This is a genomic window from Streptococcus sp. 'group B' (assembly GCF_002073795.1).
GTDB lineage: Bacteria > Bacillota > Bacilli > Lactobacillales > Streptococcaceae > Streptococcus > Streptococcus agalactiae.
Genome location: NZ_CP020432.1, coordinates 1,440,650 through 1,467,156, shown reverse-complemented (window position 1 = coordinate 1,467,156; position 26,507 = coordinate 1,440,650). Strand labels below are relative to the sequence as shown.

General features: G+C 35.9%; 23 protein-coding genes. 20 read left to right on the top strand and 3 right to left on the bottom strand.

What is annotated here, in order from left to right; all coding sequences use genetic code 11:
- Positions 1-49: 49 nt before the first annotated feature.
- Entirely contained in the window at positions 50-3,268 is a 3,219-nt protein-coding gene (hylB, locus tag A6J68_RS07755) for a hyaluronate lyase (protein ID WP_000403410.1), read from the bottom strand.
- Positions 3,269-3,484: 216 nt separating this feature from the next.
- Here hylB and A6J68_RS07750 point away from each other — a divergent pair, with 216 nt between their 5' ends.
- The 6 genes from A6J68_RS07750 (at position 3,485) to budA (ending at position 9,441) form a co-directional block, all read left to right on the top strand.
- A complete protein-coding gene (locus A6J68_RS07750) occupies positions 3,485-3,967 on the top strand; it encodes an NUDIX hydrolase (RefSeq protein ID WP_000163512.1) in 483 nt (160 codons plus the stop codon).
- Entirely contained in the window at positions 3,957-4,418 is a 462-nt protein-coding gene (locus tag A6J68_RS07745; RefSeq protein WP_000796047.1) for an NUDIX hydrolase, read from the top strand. The genes A6J68_RS07750 and A6J68_RS07745 overlap by 11 nt, the downstream gene beginning before the upstream one ends.
- 91 nt (positions 4,419-4,509) lie before the next feature.
- Entirely contained in the window at positions 4,510-5,700 is a 1,191-nt protein-coding gene (locus A6J68_RS07740) for an AI-2E family transporter (RefSeq protein ID WP_001075588.1), read from the top strand.
- Positions 5,690-6,916: a tetratricopeptide repeat protein gene (locus A6J68_RS07735; protein WP_000934868.1), complete on the top strand. Its 1,227-nt coding sequence runs from the start codon at positions 5,690-5,692 to the stop codon at positions 6,914-6,916. The genes A6J68_RS07740 and A6J68_RS07735 overlap by 11 nt, the downstream gene beginning before the upstream one ends.
- 109 nt (positions 6,917-7,025) lie before the next feature.
- A complete protein-coding gene (alsS, locus tag A6J68_RS07730; RefSeq protein ID WP_000140341.1) occupies positions 7,026-8,708 on the top strand; it encodes an acetolactate synthase AlsS in 1,683 nt (560 codons plus the stop codon).
- Positions 8,709-8,721: 13 nt separating this feature from the next.
- Entirely contained in the window at positions 8,722-9,441 is a 720-nt protein-coding gene (gene budA, locus A6J68_RS07725; RefSeq protein ID WP_000005481.1) for an acetolactate decarboxylase, read from the top strand.
- A 53-nt stretch (positions 9,442-9,494) separates the two neighbouring features.
- Here budA and A6J68_RS07720 read toward each other — a convergent pair whose 3' ends face one another.
- Positions 9,495-11,150 (bottom strand): NFACT family protein, encoded by a 1,656-nt coding sequence (locus A6J68_RS07720; RefSeq protein ID WP_000006716.1) that lies wholly within the window; start codon positions 11,148-11,150, stop codon positions 9,495-9,497.
- A 358-nt stretch (positions 11,151-11,508) separates the two neighbouring features.
- Between A6J68_RS07720 and trpX the strand changes: the two genes are divergently transcribed.
- The 14 genes from trpX (at position 11,509) to A6J68_RS07645 (ending at position 25,385) form a co-directional block, all read left to right on the top strand.
- Positions 11,509-12,513: a tryptophan ABC transporter substrate-binding protein gene (gene trpX, locus A6J68_RS07715; protein ID WP_000790858.1), complete on the top strand. Its 1,005-nt coding sequence runs from the start codon at positions 11,509-11,511 to the stop codon at positions 12,511-12,513.
- 12 nt (positions 12,514-12,525) lie between these two features.
- Complete coding sequence (locus tag A6J68_RS07710; protein ID WP_000587301.1) at positions 12,526-13,389, top strand: ABC transporter permease; 864 nt, start codon at positions 12,526-12,528, stop codon at positions 13,387-13,389.
- Entirely contained in the window at positions 13,389-14,150 is a 762-nt protein-coding gene (locus A6J68_RS07705) for an ABC transporter ATP-binding protein (protein WP_000979970.1), read from the top strand. The genes A6J68_RS07710 and A6J68_RS07705 overlap by 1 nt, the downstream gene beginning before the upstream one ends.
- Before the next feature lie 296 nt (positions 14,151-14,446).
- A complete protein-coding gene (locus A6J68_RS07700; RefSeq protein WP_001280054.1) occupies positions 14,447-16,108 on the top strand; it encodes a ribonuclease J in 1,662 nt (553 codons plus the stop codon).
- A gap of 56 nt (positions 16,109-16,164) precedes the next feature.
- A complete protein-coding gene (locus A6J68_RS07695; RefSeq protein ID WP_000863793.1) occupies positions 16,165-16,953 on the top strand; it encodes an alpha/beta hydrolase in 789 nt (262 codons plus the stop codon).
- A gap of 89 nt (positions 16,954-17,042) precedes the next feature.
- Positions 17,043-17,753 (top strand): matrixin family metalloprotease, encoded by a 711-nt coding sequence (locus tag A6J68_RS07690; RefSeq protein ID WP_001259482.1) that lies wholly within the window; start codon positions 17,043-17,045, stop codon positions 17,751-17,753.
- A gap of 237 nt (positions 17,754-17,990) precedes the next feature.
- A complete protein-coding gene (rpiA, locus tag A6J68_RS07685) occupies positions 17,991-18,662 on the top strand; it encodes a ribose-5-phosphate isomerase RpiA (RefSeq protein WP_000343877.1) in 672 nt (223 codons plus the stop codon).
- A gap of 56 nt (positions 18,663-18,718) precedes the next feature.
- A complete protein-coding gene (locus A6J68_RS07680) occupies positions 18,719-19,930 on the top strand; it encodes a phosphopentomutase (protein WP_000077191.1) in 1,212 nt (403 codons plus the stop codon).
- Between the two features lie 50 nt (positions 19,931-19,980).
- Positions 19,981-20,388, top strand: a complete 408-nt coding sequence (gene arsC / locus A6J68_RS07675; RefSeq protein ID WP_000416957.1) for an arsenate reductase (glutaredoxin) — start codon at positions 19,981-19,983, stop codon at positions 20,386-20,388.
- Between the two features lie 38 nt (positions 20,389-20,426).
- Complete coding sequence (locus tag A6J68_RS07670) at positions 20,427-21,236, top strand: purine-nucleoside phosphorylase (protein WP_000173383.1); 810 nt, start codon at positions 20,427-20,429, stop codon at positions 21,234-21,236.
- Position 21,237: 1 nt separating this feature from the next.
- Complete coding sequence (locus A6J68_RS07665) at positions 21,238-22,494, top strand: chloride channel protein (RefSeq protein ID WP_000254651.1); 1,257 nt, start codon at positions 21,238-21,240, stop codon at positions 22,492-22,494.
- Positions 22,478-23,188 (top strand): purine-nucleoside phosphorylase, encoded by a 711-nt coding sequence (gene deoD / locus A6J68_RS07660; protein ID WP_000022110.1) that lies wholly within the window; start codon positions 22,478-22,480, stop codon positions 23,186-23,188. Before A6J68_RS07665 ends, deoD begins: the two co-directional genes overlap by 17 nt.
- Before the next feature lie 8 nt (positions 23,189-23,196).
- Positions 23,197-23,964 carry a hypothetical protein gene (locus A6J68_RS07655; RefSeq protein ID WP_000129278.1) on the top strand — a complete coding sequence of 256 codons (768 nt, stop codon included), beginning with the start codon at positions 23,197-23,199 and terminating at the stop codon, positions 23,962-23,964.
- Between the two features lie 75 nt (positions 23,965-24,039).
- A protein-coding gene (locus A6J68_RS07645) for an IS3-like element IS861 family transposase (RefSeq protein ID WP_370657101.1) occupies positions 24,040-25,385 on the top strand; the annotation gives its coding sequence in 2 pieces (ribosomal slippage) (positions 24,040-24,496 and positions 24,496-25,385; 1,347 coding nt in all).
- Between the two features lie 38 nt (positions 25,386-25,423).
- Here A6J68_RS07645 and A6J68_RS07640 read toward each other — a convergent pair.
- Positions 25,424-26,347, bottom strand: coding sequence for a LysR family transcriptional regulator (locus tag A6J68_RS07640; RefSeq protein WP_001222599.1), 924 nt, complete (start codon positions 26,345-26,347; stop codon positions 25,424-25,426).
- Positions 26,348-26,507: the final 160 nt, after the last annotated feature.

Genomic DNA, 26,507 nt, shown 5'->3' with positions numbered 1-26,507 from the left:
GAACCAAAAAACCTATCATTTTGATGATAGGTTTTTTATGTACGGCTAGTTAGATAGCTAATTGGTCTGTTTTTGTCATGGTTTGAGGTTGGTAATAGACATTTTGATAGTCATTACCAACTTTTTGTACTAGGTAAAGTCCCGCTTTATTCATTTTGAATTGATTGTTAATGAGACTCTCTTGATTATCGTGTTTGATAACAGCCCAAGTTTGACTGTTTTTATCATAGATAACTTGTTGTTTTGAACTATTTTCTAGTAATTCTACTTCTTTGCTGTTGGCTAATTTATCAAAACTTGTGCGATCAATGTTTGGAACCATCATGTAACCATAGCTATCACCTTTGTTGTCATGCTTTTGGCTTATAGTGATAAAAGGATTGCTAACGATTGAGGTATTTTTAGAAGTACGATTAATGCTGTTCCAAGTACCTGTTTGCTCTTTGCGTTCAATATCAATAGTGCTATTTTTAAAGAAGATATAACCAATATTGCGACCAGGTTCTTTTGATTCTAAAAAGACACTTTTTGTATCTGTAAATTGTTGAGAACTTGCTTGTTTTAAATCAATAGTTTTTCCATTGACGTATGTAGTATAAGGTGTTTTAGAATCGTCTTTTCGTTGATCAATTGTTGTAGAAACATTTCCAATGCCGTTAGTATTCTTGATGTTGCTACCTAAAAAGACAATCTTATCATTTAAGATAACCCAACCTTTTTGTGCTGTTAAGGTGCGATCCCAGTTAGTAAAATCCATAGCGGCAAGAGCAAAGTGATCATTAAGTTTGACGGAACCAACAAAGTCAGATGTTCCTGTAACTTGACCGGTTTTTTCTTTAGCGTCTTTGCTATGTTTGCTCATGAATTCCTTAGTGGTATCTTCACGCTTAGCATCTTTTTCAGTTGTTCCAGCCATTTTATAAGGATTGACGGTTGGCCAAAAATGATTACTATAATGAGATTGATCACTATTATAAATATAGAACATACCATCTCCGGTATACCAACCACGTGTATTTTCATCATTCATTCCTTCATAGTTGAGGGTACGTTTAGAATGTAATGAAAGCGCGAAACCAAAGTCTTTCTTGGCATTATAATAAGCTAAGCGGTCCATGCTATTAAAGGTTGATAAATTACTTTTTAAAGGTTTAGTAGCGACTGTACTGTCATTAAGCAGCTTATTCATGTTGGCAATATCGGAATACGATTTGAGGTTATTGAAGACATTGTAGAATTTATTTGAAGTGATAATCGTTTTAATAGTTGATTTGAGGTCTAAGTTTCGCTCTTCATTAGACATGTTAGCCAATCTGAGGAAACCTCTGAGAACTTCAACTGCAGCCGCATGCGAAGAAGCTGCCTCTCTACTAATTGAGCGTCCACGACTCATATCCATTAACTCACCTTTTACAATTAAAGGTAAAAATGATTGATTAATCCATTTATAAACCATATCAAGTTCTTGATTAGAGATTTTATAGTCAGTTTCTTGAATGATAGGCAGCAATTGTGTCAAACCATCTATCAGAACATTACCATAGGCGCCAGTATAAGCAACATTTGTATGGTCGATGTAAGAACCGTCAGCATAGAAGCCTTCAGCTTTAGTAGCAGTAGTAAAAAGATTTTTTAGAGAATGAGAAGTTTTTTCGATAATAGTATTGTCTTTACGAAGTAAACCTTCAATGATTTTAACGCGCCCCATATCTACTAGATTACCACCAAGGGCTTTAAATGGATTGACAAGCGTTTTACGGAAATATTCTGCATCAGGAACAAAGTGTTCAATTGGGTCGGTATAAGTTTTTATTTCAGCGTCAGTGAAGTAGTTATTCATGAGAGATAGGGTACCTGTAATTGAGCGAGGAACACCGATTTCAAAATCCCACCAATTGGCAGAGCCTTCTATATCTTTATTAACATTGTAGAAGTTTTGATGAAGCCAAGCCAGACTCTCTTTTACAGTACGAATAGCTTTTTCATTTTTGTAAATAGTAGAGTGTGGATTGGTGATTTGTTTAGCTAAATCTTCCAAACGACGATAAGTAGCGGTTAACTGTGCTGAATTATTGAGATTATCTAAATCTTTCCAAAGGAAAGTGCGATTAGAATCCAGTTTGATAGCTTCGATGTTTTTGGCGTTAGTTTCATCTAATTTCTGATTAAGCTTTTGCATGTTCGAATCATTAGTATCGTAAACATAATTACCAATAGTCACGTCGTTCCATTTGTCGAGGAGTTTTGTAAAGTTATCTTCTGTTGAAGCTGTAACTGATAACGGTACTTCTTTAATTATTTTGCCAGATTTATCAGATATTTTAACAGTTGTTGAACCAGTAGCGTTTGGATACAATATTCCACCAACAATTTTCCCAAGAGACGGATTGGTTAGAGTGTATTGGTAGTCAGCTTTATTAAAAACGTAATTTTTGTTTAAAGCCGTATTAACGCTTTTTTCAATTTGTGTTGTGACGGGTTGTGGATGCTCTGAGTCTTTAGGGCCTTTTGCTTTCATTGATATATTATCAAAAGTAACAAAACCAGTTCCTTTTTCATAATAAAGTTCAAGTGTCACCTCGGAGACATTTAACTTTGGGTTATATATCTTTGTTAAGGTATGTTTGTTAGTAGTACCGCTGGTCATCTCAGAAAGCCAAAGTCGCGTATTGTTGTCTTTTTTCTCCATAATACGAAGGAAAGCTTGTCCAGCCTTGTTACTTGTTTCAATATCAAACTTAACCTCATATTTTTTAGTGGGATCAATGTTCACTTTTTGTGTTACAGCACCTCTAAAGCCTTTGTCGCTGGATAGACTTACTTGGCCTTGTTCGGTACGTTGGATAATAGGTGATTTATCAGCAGTATTTCCTTTATCAATCCAAGCAGACCATTCCCTAGCGCTTGTATGTGACCAGCTTCCAGATACAGGGTTAGTTTGATTAAAATCTCCGTTTTTCACCAGCTCCTTATTTTGAGTTTGATTATCTACTACTTGTTTCATTGTGCTATGAGTGGCTGTTGCAGTTGCAGTTGAAGCTGTGGGGTTAGACAGATCTTGTTGTGTGGTTGTGGTGCTAGTCTCCTTGACAGTGGTACTTTCAGTCTGGAGAACTTCAATATTATTAGTTTGAGTATCTCTTATTTGGGACGTTGAGGTAGTTTTGGTAAGCTCTTCAGCTTTAGCTTGGTAACTATTGTTAACCAATATTGTTCCTAAAATAAGGGCTGAATAAAGCATAATACGATGTTTCTTTTTGATTTCCATTTTTACTCCTTAGGGTTTAAAATTGTAAACCGGTTTTTCCTAATTATAGCATGCTTTAAAGGTTTATGATAAAGAACCTTTAAAATGTCATCAAAGTGAAAAGTAAATAACTGGTAAACAAAATAATTTGTTTAATCATTTGTGTGCTACTTTGATAGTAAATTGCCTAAATAAAGGCTATTTTTTGTTATAATATGAGAATGAGAGGAGTTTGAAATGACTAAATTAGCAACAATTTGTTACATTGACAATGGCAAGGAATTACTTCTATTGCATCGCAACAAAAAAGAGAATGATGTTCATGAGGGAAAGTGGATCTCGGTAGGCGGTAAACTGGAGGCAGGTGAAACTCCGGATGAATGTGCTAAGCGTGAAATTCTAGAAGAAACCCATTTAACAGTAAAAAAAATGGATTTTAAAGGAGTCATCACTTTTCCTGAATTTACGCCAGGTCATGATTGGTATACCTATGTCTTTAAAGTAACAGATTATGAAGGAGAGTTAATTTCAGATGATGAATCACGAGAAGGAACCTTAGAATGGGTACCATATGATCAAGTTCTCTCTAAGCCAACGTGGCAAGGAGATTACGAAATTTTTAAATGGATTTTAGAAGATGTTCCTTTCTTTTCTGCTAAGTTTGTTTATGATGAACACCAAAATTTAATTGAAAAGACGGTTAATTTTTATGAAAAATAGAGATTTTAGGGTTAGAGACCAGCTCGAAACATTCGGAGTCAGAGTTTCTGCTTTAATCATAGAAAATCAAAAACTGCTATTAATATATGCTCCTCATCTCTATAAATACTATTTGCCAGGTGGGGCGCTTCAAGTTGGAGAAGATAGCAATAAGGCTGTTGCGAGAGAAGTACTTGAGGAAATAGGTCTTCACAGCCAAGTTGGTGATTTAGCCTATATTGTTGAGAATCAGTTTAATATTAAGAGACATCATTATCACTCAGTTGAATTTTTATATTTTGTTAATCTCTTGGGTCAGGCGCCAGAATCTATCAAAGAAGGAACGCATAAGCGACATTTTGTATGGCTTCCAATAAAAGAATTAACAAAAATTGATTGTAATCCTAATTTTTTAGCACAGGATTTGATAGAATGGCCAGGTCATGTTGTGCATAAAATCGTTCAAAATTAACTTTTTACTCTCTTGTTTTGAGTTTAATTTAATTTAACGTGTTATAATAAATGAGAATTAAAATTAGAATTCATCTTGAAAGGATATGTGAATGAATCAACCATCAGAAAAAGAATTTAAAAATAGTTTGTTTTTTAAATGGATCTTAAATAATCAAGCAGTTATTGCTCTCATGATTACCTTTTTGGTATTTTTAACGATTTTTATTTTTACCAAAATCTCTTTTATGTTTAAACCTGTGTTTGATTTTCTTGCTGTGCTGATATTGCCGCTTGTAATTTCTGGCTTGCTTTATTACCTATTAAAACCTATGGTTACATTTTTAGAGAAGCGGGGAATTAAGCGTGTAACAGCGATATTATCAGTTTTTACTATTATAATCCTTCTGTTAATTTGGGCAATGTCTAGTTTTATTCCCATGATGAGTAATCAATTACGCCATTTTATGGAAGATCTCCCTTCATATGTGAATAAAGTGCAAATGGAAACAAGTTCGTTTATAGATCACAACCCTTGGTTAAAATCTTATAAAGGGGAAATATCGAGCATGTTATCTAATATCAGTAGCCAAGCGGTCTCTTATGCTGAAAAATTTTCAAAGAATGTTTTAGATTGGGCAGGAAATTTAGCTAGTACAGTTGCACGTGTGACAGTAGCAACAATCATGGCTCCCTTTATTTTGTTTTATCTTTTAAGAGATAGTCGCAACATGAAGAATGGTTTCTTAATGGTTTTACCAACCAAACTACGCCAACCAGCTGATCGTATTTTGCGAGAAATGAATAGTCAAATGTCAGGATATGTGCAAGGACAAATCATTGTTGCTATTACTGTTGGTGTTATTTTTTCAATAATGTATAGTATTATAGGCCTTAGATATGGCGTGACATTAGGGATTATTGCCGGTGTGTTAAATATGGTTCCCTATTTGGGAAGTTTTGTCGCCCAAATTCCAGTGTTTATCTTAGCGCTTGTCGCAGGACCTGTTATGGTTGTTAAAGTTGCGATTGTTTTTGTTATTGAGCAAACTCTAGAGGGACGCTTTGTCTCACCTTTGGTTTTAGGTAATAAACTTAGCATTCATCCAATTACAATTATGTTTATTTTATTAACCTCTGGAGCGATGTTTGGTGTTTGGGGAGTATTCCTCAGTATTCCGATTTATGCATCTATCAAAGTTGTTGTTAAAGAATTGTTTGATTGGTACAAAGCTGTCAGTGGGCTATATACAATAGATGTTGTTACTGAAGAAAGAAGTGAAGAAGTTAAAAATGTTGAATAGTGAAAAAATGATTGTTTCTATCCAAAATCAGGATTTAGAACATGCTAACAAGTATTTCGAAAAAGCGTTGAAAAATGATCCTGAGGAAATCTTATTGGAACTAGGAGCTTATTTGGAGAGTATTGGTTTTTTACCCCAAGCAAAACGTCTCTATGATCAAATCCGACCAAATTATCCAGAAGTTGCTATCAATTTAGCTCAAATTGTTGCCGAAGATGGAGATATTGAACAAGCATTCTTATACTTAGATTATATCTCAGAAGATAGTCAAGAGTATGTTTCAGCCCTCCTCGTTATGGCTGACTTATATGATATGGAAGGCTTGACTGATGTTGCGCGTGAAAAGCTTTTGCTAGCCAGCAAACTTAGCGATGACCCATTGGTTACATTTGGTTTAGCTGAAATGAACCTTAGTTTGGAACATTATCAAGAAGCGATAGAAGGATATGCATCACTTGACAATCGAGAAATCTTAGAAACGACTGGAGTTTCAACTTATCAGCGTATTGGTAAATCCTACGCTATTATAGGGAAATTTGATGCAGCTATCGAATTTTTAGAAAAAGCCGTTGACATTGAGTATGATGATTTAACAGTTTTTGAGTTAGCAACAATCCTTTATGATCAAGAAGAATATCAAAAAGCTAACCTTTATTTTAAACAGTTGGATACTATTAATCCAGACTTTGATGGCTATGAATATATCTATGGTTTATCTCTTCGTGAGGAGCATAAATCTGAAGAAGCTTTACGTCTAGTTCAGCAAGGTCTTCGTAAAAATAGTTTTGATGGTCAACTTCTCTTACTAGCTTCACAATTATCGTATGAATTACATGATGTTCCTTCGTCGGAGTCTTATTTGAAACAAGCTGAAAAAGTTTCTGAAAACCAAGATGAAATTGTTATGAGATTGTCAAATTTGTATCTTGAAGAAGAGCGGTTTGAGGAAGTCTTGGAATTAGACAATGATGATTTAGAAAATATCCTTGCAAAATGGAATATCGCTAAAGCACACAAGGCTTTAGAAATGGATGATAGTGTAGACTATTATCAATCTTTGTATAATGATTTAAAAGATAATCCAGAATTTTTACAAGATTATGCTTACATTTTGAGAGAATTTGGTTACCTTGATAAGGCACAAGAAGTAGGAAAGGCTTATTTAAAATTAGTTCCAGACGATATAGAGATGTCAGAATGGGTGAATAACATTTAAATAGGAAAACACTTACAGAAAAAAATAAAAAATTCACAAGTAAATTTTCACAATCTGATGTAAAAACTGTGATATAATTGAACCATTCTTGTGAAAAGAGGGAGATAAAATGACAGAATCACATAATCAATATGGGGCTGACTTAATTGTCGATAGCCTCATTAATCATGATGTCAAATATGTTTTTGGTATCCCAGGAGCTAAGATTGACCGCGTATTTGACACTCTAGAAGATAAAGGTCCAGAGTTAATTGTTGCTCGTCATGAGCAGAACGCGACTTTTATGGCTCAGGCTGTCGGGCGTATTACGGGAGAACCAGGAGTTGTTATTGCAACTAGTGGACCTGGGATCTCGAACTTGGCAACAGGGTTAGTTACCGCGACAGATGAAGGTGATGCTGTTCTTGCAATTGGTGGACAGGTTAAGCGAGGAGATTTATTGAAACGTGCTCATCAATCAATGAATAACGTTGCTATGCTAGAACCTATTACAAAATATTCTGCTGAGGTTCATGACCCTAATACTTTGTCAGAAACTGTTGCAAACGCCTATCGTCTTGCTAAATCTGGTAAACCAGGAGCAAGTTTTATCTCTATTCCTCAAGACGTTACAGACAGTCCAGTCTCAGTAAAAGCAATCAAACCTCTTAGTGCACCTAAATTGGGTTCGGCATCTGTTTTAGATATTAATTATTTAGCGCAAGCTATTAACAATGCTGTTTTACCGGTACTGTTATTAGGAAATGGCGCATCTTCAGAGGGAGTAACTGCTGCCGTACGTCGACTTCTTGATGCTGTTAAACTACCAGTAGTAGAAACTTTCCAAGGTGCGGGTATTGTGTCACGTGAGCTCGAGGATGAAACATTCTTTGGTCGTGTAGGCCTCTTCCGTAATCAACCTGGAGATATGCTTTTGAAGCGTGCAGACCTAGTTATTGCTATCGGGTATGACCCTATTGAATATGAGGCGCGTAACTGGAATGCTGAAATTTCTGCTCGTATTATCGTTATTGACGTTGAACAAGCAGAAATTGATACGTATTTCCAACCCGAGCGAGAACTGATTGGGGACATGGCACATACACTTGATTTACTTTTACCAGCTATTAAAGGATATGAATTGCCAGAAGGTTCAAAAGAGTATTTGAAAGGTCTTCGTAATAACATTGAAAACGTTAGCGATGTTAAATTTGATCGTGACTCAGCTCATGGACTTGTTCATCCTCTTGATCTCATTGATGTACTCCAAGATAATACCACCGATGACATGACTGTTACAGTTGATGTGGGAAGCCATTATATTTGGATGGCTCGCTACTTTAAATCATATGAAGCGCGTCACTTGCTCTTCTCAAACGGAATGCAAACATTAGGAGTTGCTCTACCTTGGGCAATTTCTGCGGCTCTTTTGCGTCCCAACACAAAAGTTATTTCAGTTTCTGGTGATGGTGGCTTCTTATTCTCAGCTCAAGAGTTAGAAACTGCAGTTCGTCTTCATCTACCAATTGTTCACATTATTTGGAACGATGGAAAATATAACATGGTTGAATTCCAGGAAGAAATGAAGTATGGGCGTTCTTCAGGTGTTGACTTTGGACCAGTTGATTTTGTAAAATACGCTGAAAGTTTCGGTGCTAAAGGTTACCGTGTAGACAGCAAAGACAGTTTTGAAGAAACACTCAAACAAGCTCTAATCGATGCTGAAAATGGACCAGTGTTGATTGATGTGCCTATTGACTATAAAGATAACGTGACACTAGGTGAAACAATCTTACCTGACGAGTTCTACTAAGACGAGGTCTAATATGTCAGAAACAGTTAAATTATTTCAATACAGCACCTTGAGTTCACTGATGGCAGGATTGTACAAAGGCAGTCTAACTATCGGAGAATTATTAACTCACGGTGACTTAGGAATCGGTACTGTTCATATGATTGATGGTGAATTGATTGTATTGGATGGGAAAGCTTATCAAGCTATTGGTACAGATGGTAAAGCAGAGATTATCCAATTATCAGATGATGTGACAGTACCCTATGCAGCGGTTTTACCACACCATATCCAAAAACAATTTGATATCAATGCTGAGACAGATAATAAGGATTTGGAAGAGATGATTCTAAAAAACTTTGAAGGTCAAAATCTCTTTAAGTCTTTAAAAATCAAAGGAACGTTTTCAAGAATGCACGTTCGTATGATTCCAAAATCTCCACAACATAAACGTTTTGCAGATATTGCATCTAATCAGCCAGAATTTACCAGAGAGAATGTATCTGGTACGTTGGTTGGGATTTGGACGCCGGAATTATTTCATGGTGTGGGGGTAAAAGGGTTCCATGTCCACTTTATTTCAGACGATTTAACTTTCGGTGGGCATGTTATGGATTACTCGCTCACACAAGGAAAAGTTGAAATTGGAAAGGTTGACCAACTTGACCAATGTTTCCCAACTCAAGATCAAGAATTTTTGAAAGCTAACTTTGACCTACAAAAGCTTAGAGAAGATATTGATTTAAGTGAATAAGAATACCTATAAATAATTAATAACACTAAAAATAGACAGGGATATGTCCCAGTCTATTTTTTTAGTTTAAGGCTATCTATTTTTTCTTGTGTGGGAGTGACTCGTAAGGTTTTTTGACCAGTGTAAGTTACAAAACCTGGCTTAGTACCACTTGGTTTATTGAGTTTTTTTGCTTCAATCATGTCTACTTGAACAAGATTGGAGAGACGAGCTTTAGAGTAATAAGCAGCTAACTCGGCGGCATCTGTCTTAACCTCGTCACTTGGATTGAGGTTATCCCGAATTAACACATGGCTTCCGGGGATATCCTTGGCATGAAACCACAACTCCCCTTTACGAGCCATTTTAAATGTTAACTCGTCATTTTGGAGATTATTACGTCCCACCATAATAATAGTCTTGCCATCGGATGCTAAATATTGTTCAGGTTTTTTACGCTTATGTTGTTTATCATGTGCGCGTCGCTTAATAAATCCAGTTTCAACAAGTTCTTCACGAATATCATTGATATCTTCCATAGAAGCATGATTTAGCGATGTTTCAACAGATTCAAGGTAGGTGATTGTATTTTTCGTATCTGAAATAATTCCTTTTAAATGTTTTACAGCTTCTTTTAATTTTTGATATTTTTTAAAGTAGCGTTGGGCATTTTGGTTGGGTGTTAAAGCTCGATCAAGTGAAATTTCAATCGTTTGGTTGGTGTAATAATTATCAAGAACAACGATATCTTGATTATTTGGCACCATAGAGAGATAGGTAGTTAGAAGCTCTCCTTTTTGGCGAAACTCCTCTGCATTTTCAGTAGCTAGAAGTTCGTCTTGTTGCTTAGCTAGTTTTTTGATATTTTTCTCTAACTCACTTTGAACACGGTGAATGAGGTCACTAGCTTGCTGTGCTATGCGATCTTTTTCAGCCTTCTCTTGGTAGTAATAATCTAACAATTGTCCAAGAGACTGAAATGTTTCGTGACTGCTTGAGAATTGGACAGCGGAAAACGATTTTTCTGTTAGGCTAGGATAATATTCTCTCGAAAAGAATTGACGAAAATCGTTAAGTTTATTGTCTTTCAAACAGTGAGATAATTCTAGCGCAGTATCGCGTCCTAAACCTTGGAAGAGCTGTTGGAGGTTTTTAGGGCTTAGGTCATTGGTTTGAAGCAGCTCAAATAGAGTTTGATCAGAAATATCAAAAGGATTGATTGCTTTTGTTTTGGGTGGGGCAATGTAAGTTGAACCAGGAAGGATAGTACGGTAGGAGTTTTGCGAGAAACCAACATGCTTAATTGATTCAATAATTTTATGTTCATTTTTATCAATCAAGATAATGTTACTGTGTTTTCCCATGATTTCAACAACAAGTGTCGCTTTAATGTGATCACCGATTTCGTTTTTATTAGACACGATGATTTCTAATATACGGTCATTTTCAATTTGTTGAATGGTTTCAATCACTGCACCTTGCAAATACTTTCTCATGATCATTGTAAAAGTATTTGGATTTTGAGGATTTTGGAAATTTGCTTCGGTAGTTTGGATACGTCCAAATACAGGGTGAGCAGATAGGAGTAGTTTATAGTTGCGACGATTATTGCGTATTGTTAATACCAATTCATGGTCAAAAGGTTGGTTAACTTTTTGGATACGTCCTTTTTCAATCTGTTCTTGTAATTCATTTGTGAGGTGATGTAAAAAAAATCCATCAAAAGACATGGCGTCCCCCTTATTCTAAAAATTATAGCTTATTTATTATACCATAGGCTGAGCTAAAAATATTTTTTTATAACGCAAAAGGCTTGCAATTTTCAGAATATAGTATATAATTATAGAAAAATTCATGAGAAAGGATGACTAGTAAATGACTAAAACATTATTTACCAATTGGCAAAACTGGCGTAGATAAAGTTGTGTTTATGGGTGCATAGATACGACTTTTTGGAGTACTTCAAAAAAGTATCTATGCGCTGGTCTAGTCTAACAATAGAGAGCGCAAGGTAAGTTATTTATCAGGCGCTTTTTCTTTTGTGCTAAACTCCAGAAAGTCAGGATATTATTAAAGTGAGGAGAAAATATGAAAAATAAAGGACTGATAGCTACGCTAATTCTATTGACCATATTAGTGGTTGGGGAATTATTTTATAACAAATCAGAAAAACATCTTAATTTATCAGAAAAGCAAGTTGTTAAAATTGGTATTTTACAGTATGTAACCCATGATGCTTTGGATGCTATTGAAAAGGGAGTTGAAGATGGTCTAGCTCAAGAAGGATATAAAGGGAAAAAAGTTAAATTAACCGTTTTAAACGCCGAAGCTGATCAAAGTAAAATTCAAGCGATGAGTAAACAATTAGTTAATCATCACAATGATATTTTGATTGGAATTGCGACACCATCAGCACAAGGTTTAGCAGCTTCGACTAAGGATACTCCTATAATCATGGGAGCTGTTTCTGATCCTTTAGGGGCCAAGTTAGTAACGAATATGAAGAAACCAACAACTAATGTTACAGGATTATCAAACGTTGTTCCGACCAAGCAAACTGTGCAATTAATCAAGGATATAACTCCCAATGTTAAACGTATAGGAATTCTTTACGCTAGTAGCGAAGATAATTCTGTGTCACAAGTAACTGAGTTTACAAAATATGCTCAAAAAGCAGGGCTAGAAGTTCTTAAATATTCTGTACCATCTACAAATGAAATTAAAACAAGTATGTCAGTCATGACCAAAAAAGTAGACGCTGTCTTTGTTCCACAAGATAATACTATTGCGAGTGCTTTTAGAACAGTTATCGTAGCAGCAAACCAAGCTAATATACCTGTGTATTCCAGTGTTGATACCATGGTTGAACAAGGAAGTATAGCATCAGTAGCGCAGAGTCAATATGGCTTAGGGTTAGAAACTGCAAAACAGGCCATTAAAGTCCTAAGAGGGAAGCCGGTTAAAGATGTACCAGTCAAAGTTATTGATACAGGGAAGCCAAGCCTCAATTTGAAAGCAGCCAAACACTTAGGAATTAAAATTCCTAAGAAGATTATGAAACAGGCAGAAATTACCGTTAAGGTTGACGATTAGAAAGAGGGTTTTATGATTATTTCATCAGTTTCACAAGGTTTATTATGGGGGATATTAGGATTAGGGATATACTTAACCTTTAGAATCTTAAAATTTCCAGACATGACAACAGAGGGCTCCTTCCCTCTAGGGGGAGCGGTTTGTGTTACCTTAATGAATCAAGGGGTTAATCCTATTTTGGCGACGATTCTAGGCATGCTATCAGGGATGTTAGCGGGATTTGTTACTGGTTTACTTTATACTAAAGGAAAGATACCGACGATTTTAGCAGGGATTTTAGTAATGACCTCATGCCACTCTATTATGCTAATGGTTATGAAAAGAGCAAATCTAGGTTTAAATGAGATTCAAACATTGAAAGATTTTCTTCCGTTTTCAAATGATTTAAATCTTCTCGTATTAGGTTTGATAGCTATTCTCTTGGCGATTTCTGTCTTAATTTATTTTCTCTATACACGCTTGGGGCAAGCTTATATTGCAACAGGAGACAACCCTGATATGGCAAAGAGCTTCGGCATTGATACCGACAAAATGGAAATGCTTGGCTTAATTGTATCAAATGGCTTAATTGCTTTATCAGGAGCTTTAGTAAGTCAACAAGATGGATATGCTGATGTATCAAAAGGTATAGGTGTTATTGTTATTGGGTTAGCTAGTATTATTATTGGAGAGGTACTTTACTCTACTGGTTTAACTCTCTTTGAACGTTTAATTGCTATAGTGGTGGGTTCTATTCTTTATCAATTTTTAATAACGGCAGTAATCGCCTTAGGATTTAATACGAATTACCTAAAATTATTTAGTGCAATAGTGCTTGGAATTTGTTTAATGGTTCCTGTCCTAAAAACGAAGATTTTGAAAGGAGTACGCTTATAATGATGATGAAAATCATAGAGTTAAAAGAAGCAACCGTACAAGTCAGTAATGGTTTAGCAGAAATGAAAACGATATTAGATCATGTTAATTTGAGTATTTATGAACATGACTTCATTACAATATTGGGTGGAAATGGAGCTGGAAAATCAACGCTTTTTAATGTAATTGCAGGTACCTTGATGTTAAGCAGTGGAAATATTTACATCATGGGACAAGATGTTACTAATTTATCAGCAGAAAAACGAGCTAAATATTTATCACGGGTATTTCAAGATCCGAAAATGGGAACAGCACCTAGGATGACAGTTGCTGAAAATTTATTAGTTGCTAAATTTCGAGGTGAAAAGAGACCGTTAGTTCCTAGAAAGATTACTAACTATACCGAAGAATTTCAAAAATTGATTGCTAGAACTGGTAATGGACTTGATCGCCATTTAGAGACACCTACAGGTTTATTATCAGGTGGACAAAGACAAGCGCTTAGTTTATTAATGGCAACTTTGAAAAAACCAAATCTGTTATTATTGGACGAACACACAGCAGCGCTTGATCCTAGAACAAGTGTTTCGCTTATGGGCTTGACTGATGAGTTTATCAAACAAGATTCGTTGACTGCCTTAATGATTACACATCATATGGAAGATGCTCTCAAATATGGAAATCGTGTATTAGTAATGAAAGATGGCAAGATTGTCAGAGATTTAAATCAGGCACAAAAAAACAAGATGGCTATAGCTGACTATTATCAATTATTTGATTAAAAAGAAGTGAAATGGAAGTGTTTCACTTCTTTTTCTATACACTTTGCAAGAAATTATTTTCAAAATATGATATACTAATAATGCTGTAAATCGACTTGTAGAGACAAGGACCGTAAGTACAAATGGAATGAAAATAAGGACACACTCTTTAATTCATATTCCTATTATTGATTAATAAGGTTTTTCTTCAAACCCAAGAAAAGTTACCGATAAATCAATTACTAATGATAATAATTGGACAATTTCTTGTCTGCTTTATAAAAAAGAATTAACAAAATTTAAGGAGAAAACTCATTATGAGCGACATAAAAATCATTGCTCTTGGAGGTGTTCGTGAAAACGGAAAAAACCTATATGTAGTAGAAGTCAATGATTCTATCTTTGTTTTGGATGCTGGACTCAAATATCCTGAAAATGAACAACTGGGTGTTGATGTTGTTATTCCAAATCTTGATTACTTAATTGAAAATAAAAAACGTGTTCAGGGGATTTTCTTAACCCATGGACATGCGGATGCTATTGGTGCATTGCCTTATATTATCGCCGAAGTCAAAGCACCTGTGTTTGGTTCACCTCTCACAATTGAATTAGCTAAGTTATTCGTTAAAAATAGTACAGCAGTCAAGAAATTCAATAATTTCCATGTGATTGATAGTGAAACGGAAATTGAATTTCAAGATGCGGTGATTTCGTTCTTTAAAACGACTCATTCAATTCCAGAGTCAATGGGAATTGTTATTGGGACAAAAGAGGGAAATATCGTTTACACAGGTGACTTTAAATTTGATCAAGCTGCAAGGAAATATTACCAAACAGATCTGGCGCGTTTAGCTGAAATTGGTCGTGATGGTGTTTTAGCACTTTTATCAGATTCTGCAAATGCTACAAGCAATGAGCAAGTTGCTAGCGAATATGAGGTCGGTGATGAAATTAAGAGCGTTATTGAAGACGCAGAAGGTAGAGTCATCGTAGCGGCAGTTGCAAGTAATCTCATTCGTATTCAACAAGTCTTTGATGCAGCGGCAGAAAACGGTCGTCGAGTAGTTTTAACGGGTTTTGATATTGAAAATATTGTTCGTACGGCCATTCGTATGAAACGCATTCATATTGCTGATGAAAATATGATTATCAAACCTAAAGATATGACACGTTACGAAGATAACGAATTATTAATCCTTGAAACTGGACGTATGGGAGAGCCGATAAATGGTCTCCAAAAAATGGCGATCGGACGTCATCGTTATGTTCAAATTAAAGATGGTGATTTAGTATTTATCGTAACAACACCAAGTATTGCAAAAGAGGCAGTTGTAGCGCGTGTTGAAAATCTGATTTATAAAGCTGGTGGCTCAGTTAAATTGATAACACAGAATTTGCGCGTATCAGGTCATGCAAATGGTCGCGAATTACAATTATTAATGAATCTATTGAAACCTAAATACCTTTTCCCAATTCAAGGAGAGTATAGGGATTTGTCAGCACATGCGGGCTTAGCTCAAGAGGTAGGAATGTCAGCAGATGATATTTATATTGTGAAGCGTGGTGACATCATGGTTCTTGAAAAAGATGGCTTCTTCCATAGTGGATCTGTTCCTGCTGGAGATGTTATGATTGATGGAAATGCTATTGGTGACGTTGGTAATATTGTACTTCGTGACCGCAAGGTATTATCTGAAGATGGAATTTTTATTGTTGTTATAACTGTCAGCAAAAAAGAAAAGAAAATTATTTCTAAAGCTCGTGTTAATACGCGTGGTTTTGTGTATGTGAAAAAAAGCAGAGATATTTTGCGTGAGAGCGCAGAATTAGTTAATACAACGGTAGAAGATTACTTAAGTAAAGATACATTTGACTGGGGTGAACTTAAAGGGAAAGTGCGTGATGAGGTCAGCAAGTTCTTATTTGACCAAACGAAACGTCGCCCAGCAATCCTTCCTGTGGTTATGGAAGTTCGTTGATAGTGTTAAGAGGTTACCAAATTTTGGTAACCTTTCTTGCTAGAATGGAGGTTTTTATGGCATTTTTTAATATTGAATATCACTCTAAGGTACTAGGAACGGAACGTCAAGTCAATGTTATTTACCCAGATGCTTTTGAGATGTCTGATGATAAAATTGATGATTGTGACATTCCTGTTTTGTATCTTCTCCATGGAATGGGGGGAAATGAGAATTCTTGGCAAAAACGCACAAATATAGAGCGTCTTTTACGTCATACTAATCTTATCGTCGTGATGCCATCAACAGACTTAGCATGGTATACCAACACAAAGTATGGGTTGGATTATTTTGATGCAATAGCTATTGAGTTACCAAAAGTTTTGAAACGTTTCTTTCCTAATATGTCTGATAAGAGAGAGAAAAATTTCATTGCCGGATTATCTATGGGGGGATATGGAGCATATAAAATAGCTCTACTGACTAATCGTTTTTCTCATGCTGCCTCTTTGTCAGGTGCACTTTCTTTTGACTTTGATTTATTATTCAATAATGGCAACGATAACACTAACTATTGGTCGGGAATTTTTGGTGATTTGAATAACACTGATAACATAGAGCGTCATTCACTAAGGCGTTACGTTGAGTCTTTTGATATGAAGACTAAATTTTATGCATGGTGTGGTTATGAAGATTTTCTTTTTGAAGCTAATGAAGTCGCAATTGATGAACTTCGTCAATTAGGTTTAACTATTGACTATTCCAATGATCATGGTAAACATGAATGGTATTACTGGAATCAACAATTAGAAAAAGTCTTAGAATGGCTCCCTGTTGATTATGTCAAAGAAGAGCGCCTTTCTTAGTATTAGCTAAATCGTTGAAATCCAAGTAAAGTCTTGTTATACTAAATCATTAAGTTTTGGGAAATTAGACACAGAAGGTGAGATAAAAAATGAGAACACTATTTAGAATGATATTTGCTATTCCAAAGTTTATCTTTAGATTGATTTGGAATATCATTTGGGGAATATTCAAGACAGTTCTTGTTATTGCGATTATTTTATTTGGCTTGTATTACTATGCGAATCACAGTCAATCAGAATTTGCTAATCAACTTAGTGACATTATTCAGACAGGAAAAACATTTTTAAATTTTGCTGACACTAATCAGCTCAAAAATTCCTTTGCTAATCTAGCTACGGATAATGTTCATCATTCAGAAAATACTAGATGGGATAAAAATCAGGCAACTATCTATATAGCAACTAGAGATTCTGAGTTGGCCTCTGCTTACAAGCAAGCAATCTCCAATTGGAATGCAACAGGTGCTTTTGTGTTACAAACAACAGATAATCCTAATGCTGATATTATTGCTAAGGATTACTCAGATGCTAAAACACAAGCTGCAGGTGTAGCTGAAACCGAGAGAAATGCTTTAACTAATCGTATTTCAAAGGTAACAGTTAAATTAAACACATTTTACCTTAGGAATAAACAGTTTGGTTATGACCATACTAGGATTGTTAATACGGCCGAACATGAATTAGGACATGCTTTAGGTCTAGGACATAATGATCAACAACATTCCGTTATGCAGTCAAAAGGTTCGCATTATGGCATTCAAGAAGTTGATATTCAAACGCTAAAAAACTTATATGCATAAAAAGATGAGCTAATAAACTCATCTTTTTTGTTTGAACACTTATTTTAGGTGATATAAGTGCGTTAGCAATAGATTATTAAAAATAAAGAATTTGACTATCACTACTAACTAAAATGCATAAAGAACAAAGAAAATGTTTTCAAAAATCACTTAAAAAATGGTATAATGTGTCTTGAGATAGTGTTTTGAATAGACTTATCAAAAATATTAGATAACATTAACTTAAAAGGGGAAAATATGGACGAACTAAAAAAACTTGCTGGAGTGACCGCTGCAAAATACGTTAAAAACGGTATGATTGTGGGTTTAGGGACAGGTTCTACAGCATATTTTTTTGTTGAAGAAATTGGACGCCGTGTCAAAGAAGAGGGATTGCAAGTCATAGGCGTTACAACGTCAAACCGTACGACTGAGCAGGCAAGAGGATTAGGTATTCCGTTGAAATCAGCAGATGATATTGATGTCATTGATGTCACTGTGGATGGAGCAGATGAAGTAGACCCTGATTTTAATGGTATCAAGGGGGGCGGTGGTGCGCTGCTCATGGAAAAAATAGTAGCTACTCCAACTAAAGAATATATCTGGGTTGTCGATGAGAGCAAACTTGTTGAAACGTTAGGTGCATTTAAATTGCCTGTTGAGGTTGTTAGATATGGTTCTGAGCGTCTTTTTCGGGTTTTTAAATCAAAAGGTTATTGTCCTTCTTTCCGTGAAACAGAAGGTGACCGCTTTATCACTGATATGGGGAACTACATCATCGACCTAGATTTGAAAAAAATAGAGGATCCAAAGCAGTTAGCGAATGAACTTGACCATACAGTTGGTGTTGTTGAACATGGTTTATTTAATGGTATGGTTAATAAAGTTATAGTAGCAAGCAAAAATGGTCTTGACATACTTGAAAAATAATTATTTAAATAATCGGTTTTAGGAGCTAACCGTAACCTCCTTAGAAAGAAGATATAATGTCACAATTTGATCGCATTCACTTAGTTGTCTTAGATTCAGTGGGTATTGGAGCGGCACCAGATGCCAATGATTTTGTCAATGCAGGAGTTCCTGATGGTGCTTCAGACACGCTTGGCCACATTTCAAAAACAGTTGGACTTGCGGTGCCAAACATGGCTAAAATCGGACTTGGTAATATTCCTCGTCCCCAAGCGCTTAAGACCGTCCCTGCAGAAGAAAATCCAAGTGGCTACGCGACGAAGTTACAAGAAGTATCACTTGGTAAGGATACAATGACAGGGCATTGGGAGATCATGGGCTTAAATATTACAGAGCCATTTGATACTTTCTGGAATGGTTTTCCAGAAGATATTATCACAAAGATTGAGGATTTTTCAGGACGTAAAGTTATTCGTGAAGCGAATAAACCTTATTCAGGGACAGCTGTTATTGATGACTTCGGACCACGCCAAATGGAAACTGGTGAGCTCATCATCTATACCTCAGCTGATCCAGTCCTACAAATTGCAGCTCATGAGGATATCATCCCTCTAGAAGAACTCTACCGTATTTGTGAATATGCTCGTAGTATCACAATGGAGCGTCCAGCTCTCCTTGGTCGTATTATCGCTCGTCCATATGTGGGTGAACCAGGCAACTTTACGCGTACAGCCAACCGTCACGACTATGCAGTATCACCATTTGAAGATACCGTATTAAATAAACTAGATCAAGCTGGCATCGATACTTATGCTGTTGGTAAAATCAATGATATTTTCAATGGTTCAGGCATTAATCATGATATGGGACATAACAAATCAAATAGTCATGGTATTGATACTTTGATAAAAACGATGGGGTTATCAGAGTTTGAAAAAGGCTTCTCCTTTACTAATTTGGTTGACTTTGATGCTCTCTATGGTCACCGTCGTGATCCTCATGGTTATCGTGATTGTCTTCATGAGTTTGATGAGCGTCTTCCAGAGATCGTTTCAGCGATGCGTGACAAAGACTTACTTTTGATCACTGCCGATCATGGTAATGACCCAACTTATGCAGGTACAGACCATACAAGAGAATACATTCCTCTCTTAGCCTATAGCCCATCTTTCACAGGAAACGGCCTTATCCCAGTAGGGCATTTCGCAGATATTTCAGCAACAGTTGCGGATAACTTTGGTGTTGATACTGCGATGATTGGAGAGAGCTTCTTGCAGGACTTGGTATAAATTTTTATTTCCTTAAGACACTTGTAGCATTAAAAATTGAGAGGAAGATGATGGAAAAAGTTAGGATTTACCATAACCCAAATTGTGGGACATCAAGGAACGTACTTGCCATTATTCGTCATTGTGGTATTGAACCAGAAATTATTTATTATCTGAAAACACCACCTAGCAAGATGGCACTAGTTGAACTGTTGTTAGAAATGAAACTTTCTGTGAGAGAACTTCTAAGAACAGATGTTCCTGCTTATGAGAAATTCAATTTGGAATCTTCTAGCGTTACAGATGAAGAAATGATTGATGCGATGATACAAGATCCTGTTCTTATCAATCGTCCCATAGTTGTTACGAGTAAAGGTGCAAAACTCTGCCGACCCTGTGAAGAAATTTTAACCATTTTACCTGTAAAGATGGAAAAAGATTTTGTTAAAGAAGATGGGCAGATTATCCAAAGTTTATAGCATATTGTATAGTGAATAATAGTTTAGGAGGTAAGTAAATGACATTATTAGAAAAAATTAATGAGACTAGAGACTTTTTGCAAGCAAAAGGCGTCACAGCACCAGAATTTGGTCTTATTTTAGGCTCTGGTTTAGGAGAATTAGCTGAAGAAATCGAAAATCCCATTGTTGTGGATTATGCAGACATCCCAAATTGGGGACAGTCAACAGTAGTTGGTCATGCTGGAAAATTAGTGTATGGGGATTTATCAGGCCGTAAGGTATTAGCGCTTCAAGGTCGTTTTCACTTTTATGAAGGAAATACAATGGAAGTCGTTACTTTCCCAGTACGTATCATGAGAGCATTGGCTTGCCACAGTGTGCTTGTGACTAATGCAGCGGGTGGGATTGGATACGGACCAGGAACTTTAATGCTGATCAAAGACCACATCAATATGATTGGGACTAACCCTCTCATAGGTGAGAACCTTGAAGAATTTGGACCACGTTTCCCAGACATGTCGGATGCTTATACAGCAACATATCGACAAAAAGCTCACCAAATTGCTGAAAAACAGAATATCAAACTCGAAGAAGGTGTGTACTTGGGTGTATCAGGACCCACTTATGAAACACCTGCAGAAATTCGTGCATTCCAAACAATGGGCGCACAAGCGGTAGGTATGTCCACGGTTCCAGAGGTGATCGTTGCAGCTCACTCAGGGCTTAAAGTGTTAGGAATTTCAGCAATTACTAACTTTGCCGCTGGCTTCCAATCAGAGCTCAATCATGAGGAGGTCGTTGAAGTTACTCAGCGTATTAAAGAAGATTTCAAGGGATTAGTTAAATCATTAGTTGCTGAACTTTAAAATGGTTTCTCGATTATACTATGCTGTCAAGTTTATGATAGCCGTTCTATTTATGACAGTTATGGCAGGAGTTGGAGCTATCTTAATGCACTATGTATTAATGTTTACAGAGTGGTTAGCATTTGGTGATAGTAGAGAAAATACTCTGTCTTTGTTAAATAGTGTCACACCAATTAAAAGAGTGTTATCACTTACTTTAGTCTCCTTTTTAGCATCCCTTAGTTGGTATTACTTACAAATCAAGCCAAAGCAAATAACTAGTATTAAACAACAGGTTGTTTTTAAGGATTTTTCTGTAAAAAAATCACCTTACTGGCTACATATAGGTCACGCATTTTTGCAATTGATTTATGTAGGAGCTGGTGGTCCTATTGGAAAAGAAGGAGCGCCACGAGAGTTTGGAGCCATAAATGCTGGGAAAATATCGGATTTATTAGCACTTAAAGTGCTGGATAAACGTTTATTAATCGTTAGTGGTGCAGCTGCAGGTTTGTCAGCAGTTTATCAAGTACCCTTAGCTAGTGTATTCTTTGCTTTTGAAACTTTAGCTTTAGGAATTTCACTGAAAAATATTGTGACATTGCTAGTCTCTACTTTTGGTGCAGCTAGTATTGCTCAATTAGTTATTTCGACAGCCCCTCTTTATCATATTTCAAAGATGAGTCTGAATTCACAGTCATTAGCTTTTATGTTCTTGATCGTTTTATGTGTAACTCCGATTGCGATTAGCTTTAGATATTTAAATCAAAAAGTGACAGAGAGACGTATTAAAAATATAAAAATATTGTTAAGTTTGCCAGTAGTGTCATTGATAGTATCTGTTTTATCAATAATCTATCCCCAGATTTTAGGAAATGGTAATGCCCTAGTTCAAGAAGTCTTTAAAGGGACCACAGTTAGCTTAATCGCTATTTTAGTTGTTCTCAAGATGATAGCAACATTATCCACTCTTTACGCTGGTGCTTATGGCGGTATACTGACACCATCTTTTTCCATTGGTGCTTGTTTAGGTTTTTTGTTAGCTAGTATTTCTATTCCTTTACTTCCCCACCTATCGATAGTAACCAGTATGTTGGTTGGTGCAGCTATTTTTTTAGCTATTACAATGAGAGCGCCACTGACAGCTGTCGGTTTAGTCATATCTTTTACTGGTCAATCTGTTATAACTATTGTTCCCCTAACTATAGCAGTACTTTTTGCTACTGCCTATGATTATTTTATAAGAAAAATGAGGAGTTTATATGTCAATCCATATTGAAGCAAAACAAGGTGAAATTGCAGATAAAATTTTACTTCCAGGAGATCCACTCCGTGCGAAATTTATTGCCGAGAATTTTTTAGAAGATGCGGTGTGTTTTAATACAGTTCGCAATATGTTTGGTTATACAGGTACCTATAAAGGACATCGTGTTTCTATTATGGGAACTGGTATGGGTATGCCTTCAATTTCAATTTATGCTCGCGAACTAATTGTTGATTATGGGGTTAAAACATTGATTCGCGTAGGAACAGCAGGTGCTATTAATCCTGATATCCATGTTCGTGAACTTGTTTTGGCACAAGCAGCAGCAACAAATTCTAATATTATCCGTAATGATTGGCCTGAATTTGATTTTCCGCAAATTGCTGATTTTAAACTTTTGGATAAAGCTTATCACATCGCAAAGGAAATGGATATTACAACTCATGTAGGCAGTGTATTATCTTCAGACGTGTTTTATTCAAACCAACCAGATCGTAATATGGCTTTGGGTAAACTAGGTGTTCATGCTATTGAGATGGAAGCAGCAGCTCTCTACTATCTTGCAGCTCAACACAATGTTAATGCTCTTGCTATGATGACGATTTCAGACAACTTGAATAATCCAGAAGAAGATACAAGTGCAGAAGAGCGTCAAACAACATTTACTGATATGATGAAAGTTGGGCTCGAAACACTTATTTCTGAATGAGGATAGAAATGACAGATTTTTCAACTGCTCTTAAAGTATTAGTGGAACAGTATTCTTATCATAATGCTTTCTTATTATTACGAAAACATGGTCCTTTAAACTCAGATTTATTATTTTTATTAGAAATGATGAAAGAGCGTCGAGAGTTAAACATTGATTTTCTTTTTGCTCATCAAGAACAAGTTGTTATATTACAAGAAAAATACAATATAAAGCTTTTGCATAACTCGTATGATTTAGAGTTGCTGGCAAATTACATCATGGATTTAGAAGCAAAAGTAAAAAATGGATTAATCATAGATTTTGTCCGTAGTGTTAGTCCTATTTTATATCGTCTATTTATGATTTTACTTGCACAAGAAGTACCTCACTTGCATGATTACATCTATAATGCAAGAGATGATCACTACGATACTTGGAAGTTTAAAGAATTAAAGGAGTCAAACCATCCAGTCCTTTTGGCATTCTCTGAAAGGTGGCACGATAGTCGCTTGACTTCTAAAAGCCTTGCAGAATGTTTACAATTAACCGACCTTGATGAAGAAGTGAAATCGACCATCATTCAATTAAGACAGTTCGAAAAATCAGTCAGAAATCCTTTGGCTCACCTGATTAAACCTTTTGATGAGCAAGAACTATATCGTACAACTCAATTTTCTTCTCAAGCATTTTTAGACCAGATTATCTTCTTGGCAAAGGTAATTGGTGTTGAGTATGATACTGTTAATTTTCACTACGATACGGTTAACAAGCTTATTATAAAGATACTTGAGTAATTTAAAAACAGTTCTGAGACATGAACTGCACCCCAAAAGTTAGACAAAAAATCTAACGATTGGGGTGCTTTTCTGATGAAATTAAGTTATGAAGATAAACTAGAAATATACGAGTTAAGAAAGATCGGGATGTCCTGGTCTCAGATTAGTCAACGATATGATGTTCGTATCTCGAATCTTAAATACATGATAAAACTCATGGATCGGTATGGTGTAGAAATCGTCGAAAAAGGTAGAAATGAGTATTATCCACCTGAATTAAAGCAGGAAATGATAGATAAAGTCTTGATTCATGGTTGTTCTCAACTCTCTGTTTCTCTTGATTATGCTCTCTCTAATTGTTCTATACTCACAAATTGGCTTTCCCAATTTAAGAAAAATGGTTATACTATTGTTGAGAAAACAAGAGGGAGACCGAGTAAAATGGGACGTAAGCGTAAGAAAACTTGGGAAGAAATGACAGAGCTCGAGCGACTTCAGGAAGAAAATGAGCGCTTGAGAACGGAGAATGCCTTTCTAAAAAAGTTGAGGGATTTGCGCTTGAGGGACGAAGCCTTACAGAGCGAACGGCAGAAACAATTAGAGAAATGGTCACAGGAGGATTCCGACTAGACCTCTTACTTGAGATAACTAAGATAGCTCGTGCAACTTACTATTATCAACTAAAGAAACTGAATAAACCAGATAAAGACAAAGCAATCAAATCTGACATTCAATCCATTTATGATGAACATAGAGGAAACTATGGCTATCGTCGGATTTATTTAGAACTGCGAAATCGTGGCTTTGTCATCAACCACAAAAGGGTTCAAGGCTTGATGAAAAGTATGGGCTTGACTGCTCGTATTCGTCGTAAGCGCAAGTATGCCTCTTACAAAGGTGAGGTTGGTAAGAAGGCTGATAACCTGATTCAACGCCAGTTTGAGGGGTCGAAGCCCTATGAGAAGTGCTATACCGATGTGACGGAGTTTGCTTTACCTGAAGGGAAACTTTATCTATCGCCTGTTCTTGATGGCTATAACAGTGAGATAATTGATTTTACCCTGTCTCGGTCTCCTGCCTTGAAACAGGTTCAAACCATGCTTGAGAGGGCTTTTCCTGCGGCTTCATACAGCGAAACCATTCTCCACAGCGACCAAGGCTGGCAGTACCAGCACAAGTCCTACCATCAATTTCTGGAGGACAAAGGCATTCGTCCTTCTATGTCACGGAAGGGGAACAGTCCTGACAACGGTATGATGGAATCTTTCTTTGGGATTCTAAAGTCTGAGATGTTCTATGGCTTGGAGAAGTCTTACAAATCACTTGATGACCTTGAGCAAGCTATCACAGATTACATTTTTTACTACAACAACAAGCGAATCAAAGCAAAACTAAAAGGACTTAGTCCTGTGCAATACAGAACTAAATCCTTCACTTAAAATAAATTGTCCAACTTTTGGGGGTCAGTACAACAATCTCAGGACTGTTTATTTTTATGATTAAACGAAACTTCCTCTAATAAATAGTCAATAAATTTTTGTCCCATTTTTGAAAGGTTTGCTTTGTCGTGTCGGATATAGACAATATCAATAACATCATCCACGTCAAGAGGGATTGCGACAATTTCGTCACCGTTCAATTTTGAGTTGAGGATACCAGTTGCCACTGTATAACCATCTAATCCAATCATTAAATTAAACAGAGTTGCTCTATCACTGACAACAATGGATTTTGGGTGAGGAATTTGAGACATCATTTCCTCAGAAAAGTAGAAAGAATTATGCAGGCCTTGATCATAACTCAGATAAGGATAATCTTCTAAATCTTTCATACTTAATTTTTTTCTATTAGCTAAGGGATTGGATTTGCTCACGAAAATATGAGGTGTAGTAGTAAAAAGAGTTGTGGCAATTAAGGAATTATCGTCGAATAATTTGGTTAATACATCTCTATTATAGCTATTAAGAAACAGAACACCAATCTCTGAACGGAAATTTTTAACATCATCAATAATTTCCCAAGTCCTAGTTTCACGTAAAAAAAGTTCGTATTGGGTCATGTCTGTGCCATTAAAGAGAGCTACAAAAGCGTTAACCACAAATGCATAGTGTTGTGAAGAAACGCTGAACAGCTCACGACTTGTATTATCACCCTTATAACGCTCTTCAAGAAGTGCTGTTTGTTCTAGAATTTGTCGCGCATATGACAGAAATTCCATACCATCTTTTGTTAACGTTATTCCTTTTGGATTTCGAATAAAAATTTGGATACCCATCTCAGTCTCAAGGTTCCTAACAGCGTTTGAAAGTGAAGGTTGGGTAATGTAGAGTTGTTTAGCGGCTTCATTCATGCTACCAGTTTCTACAATCTTAATAACATATTGTAATTGTTGAATTCTCATAATTCTAGTTTAAACTAGAATGTAAATAAATTCAATTAGATCAGCTAAATTATCAATATAGATCAATTGAAAATGTTATTTAGCTAATATAATCAGATTATTCCAATATTATTTTCGTTGAATATTGTATTGAAAAATGATATAATATCCAAGTAAAATT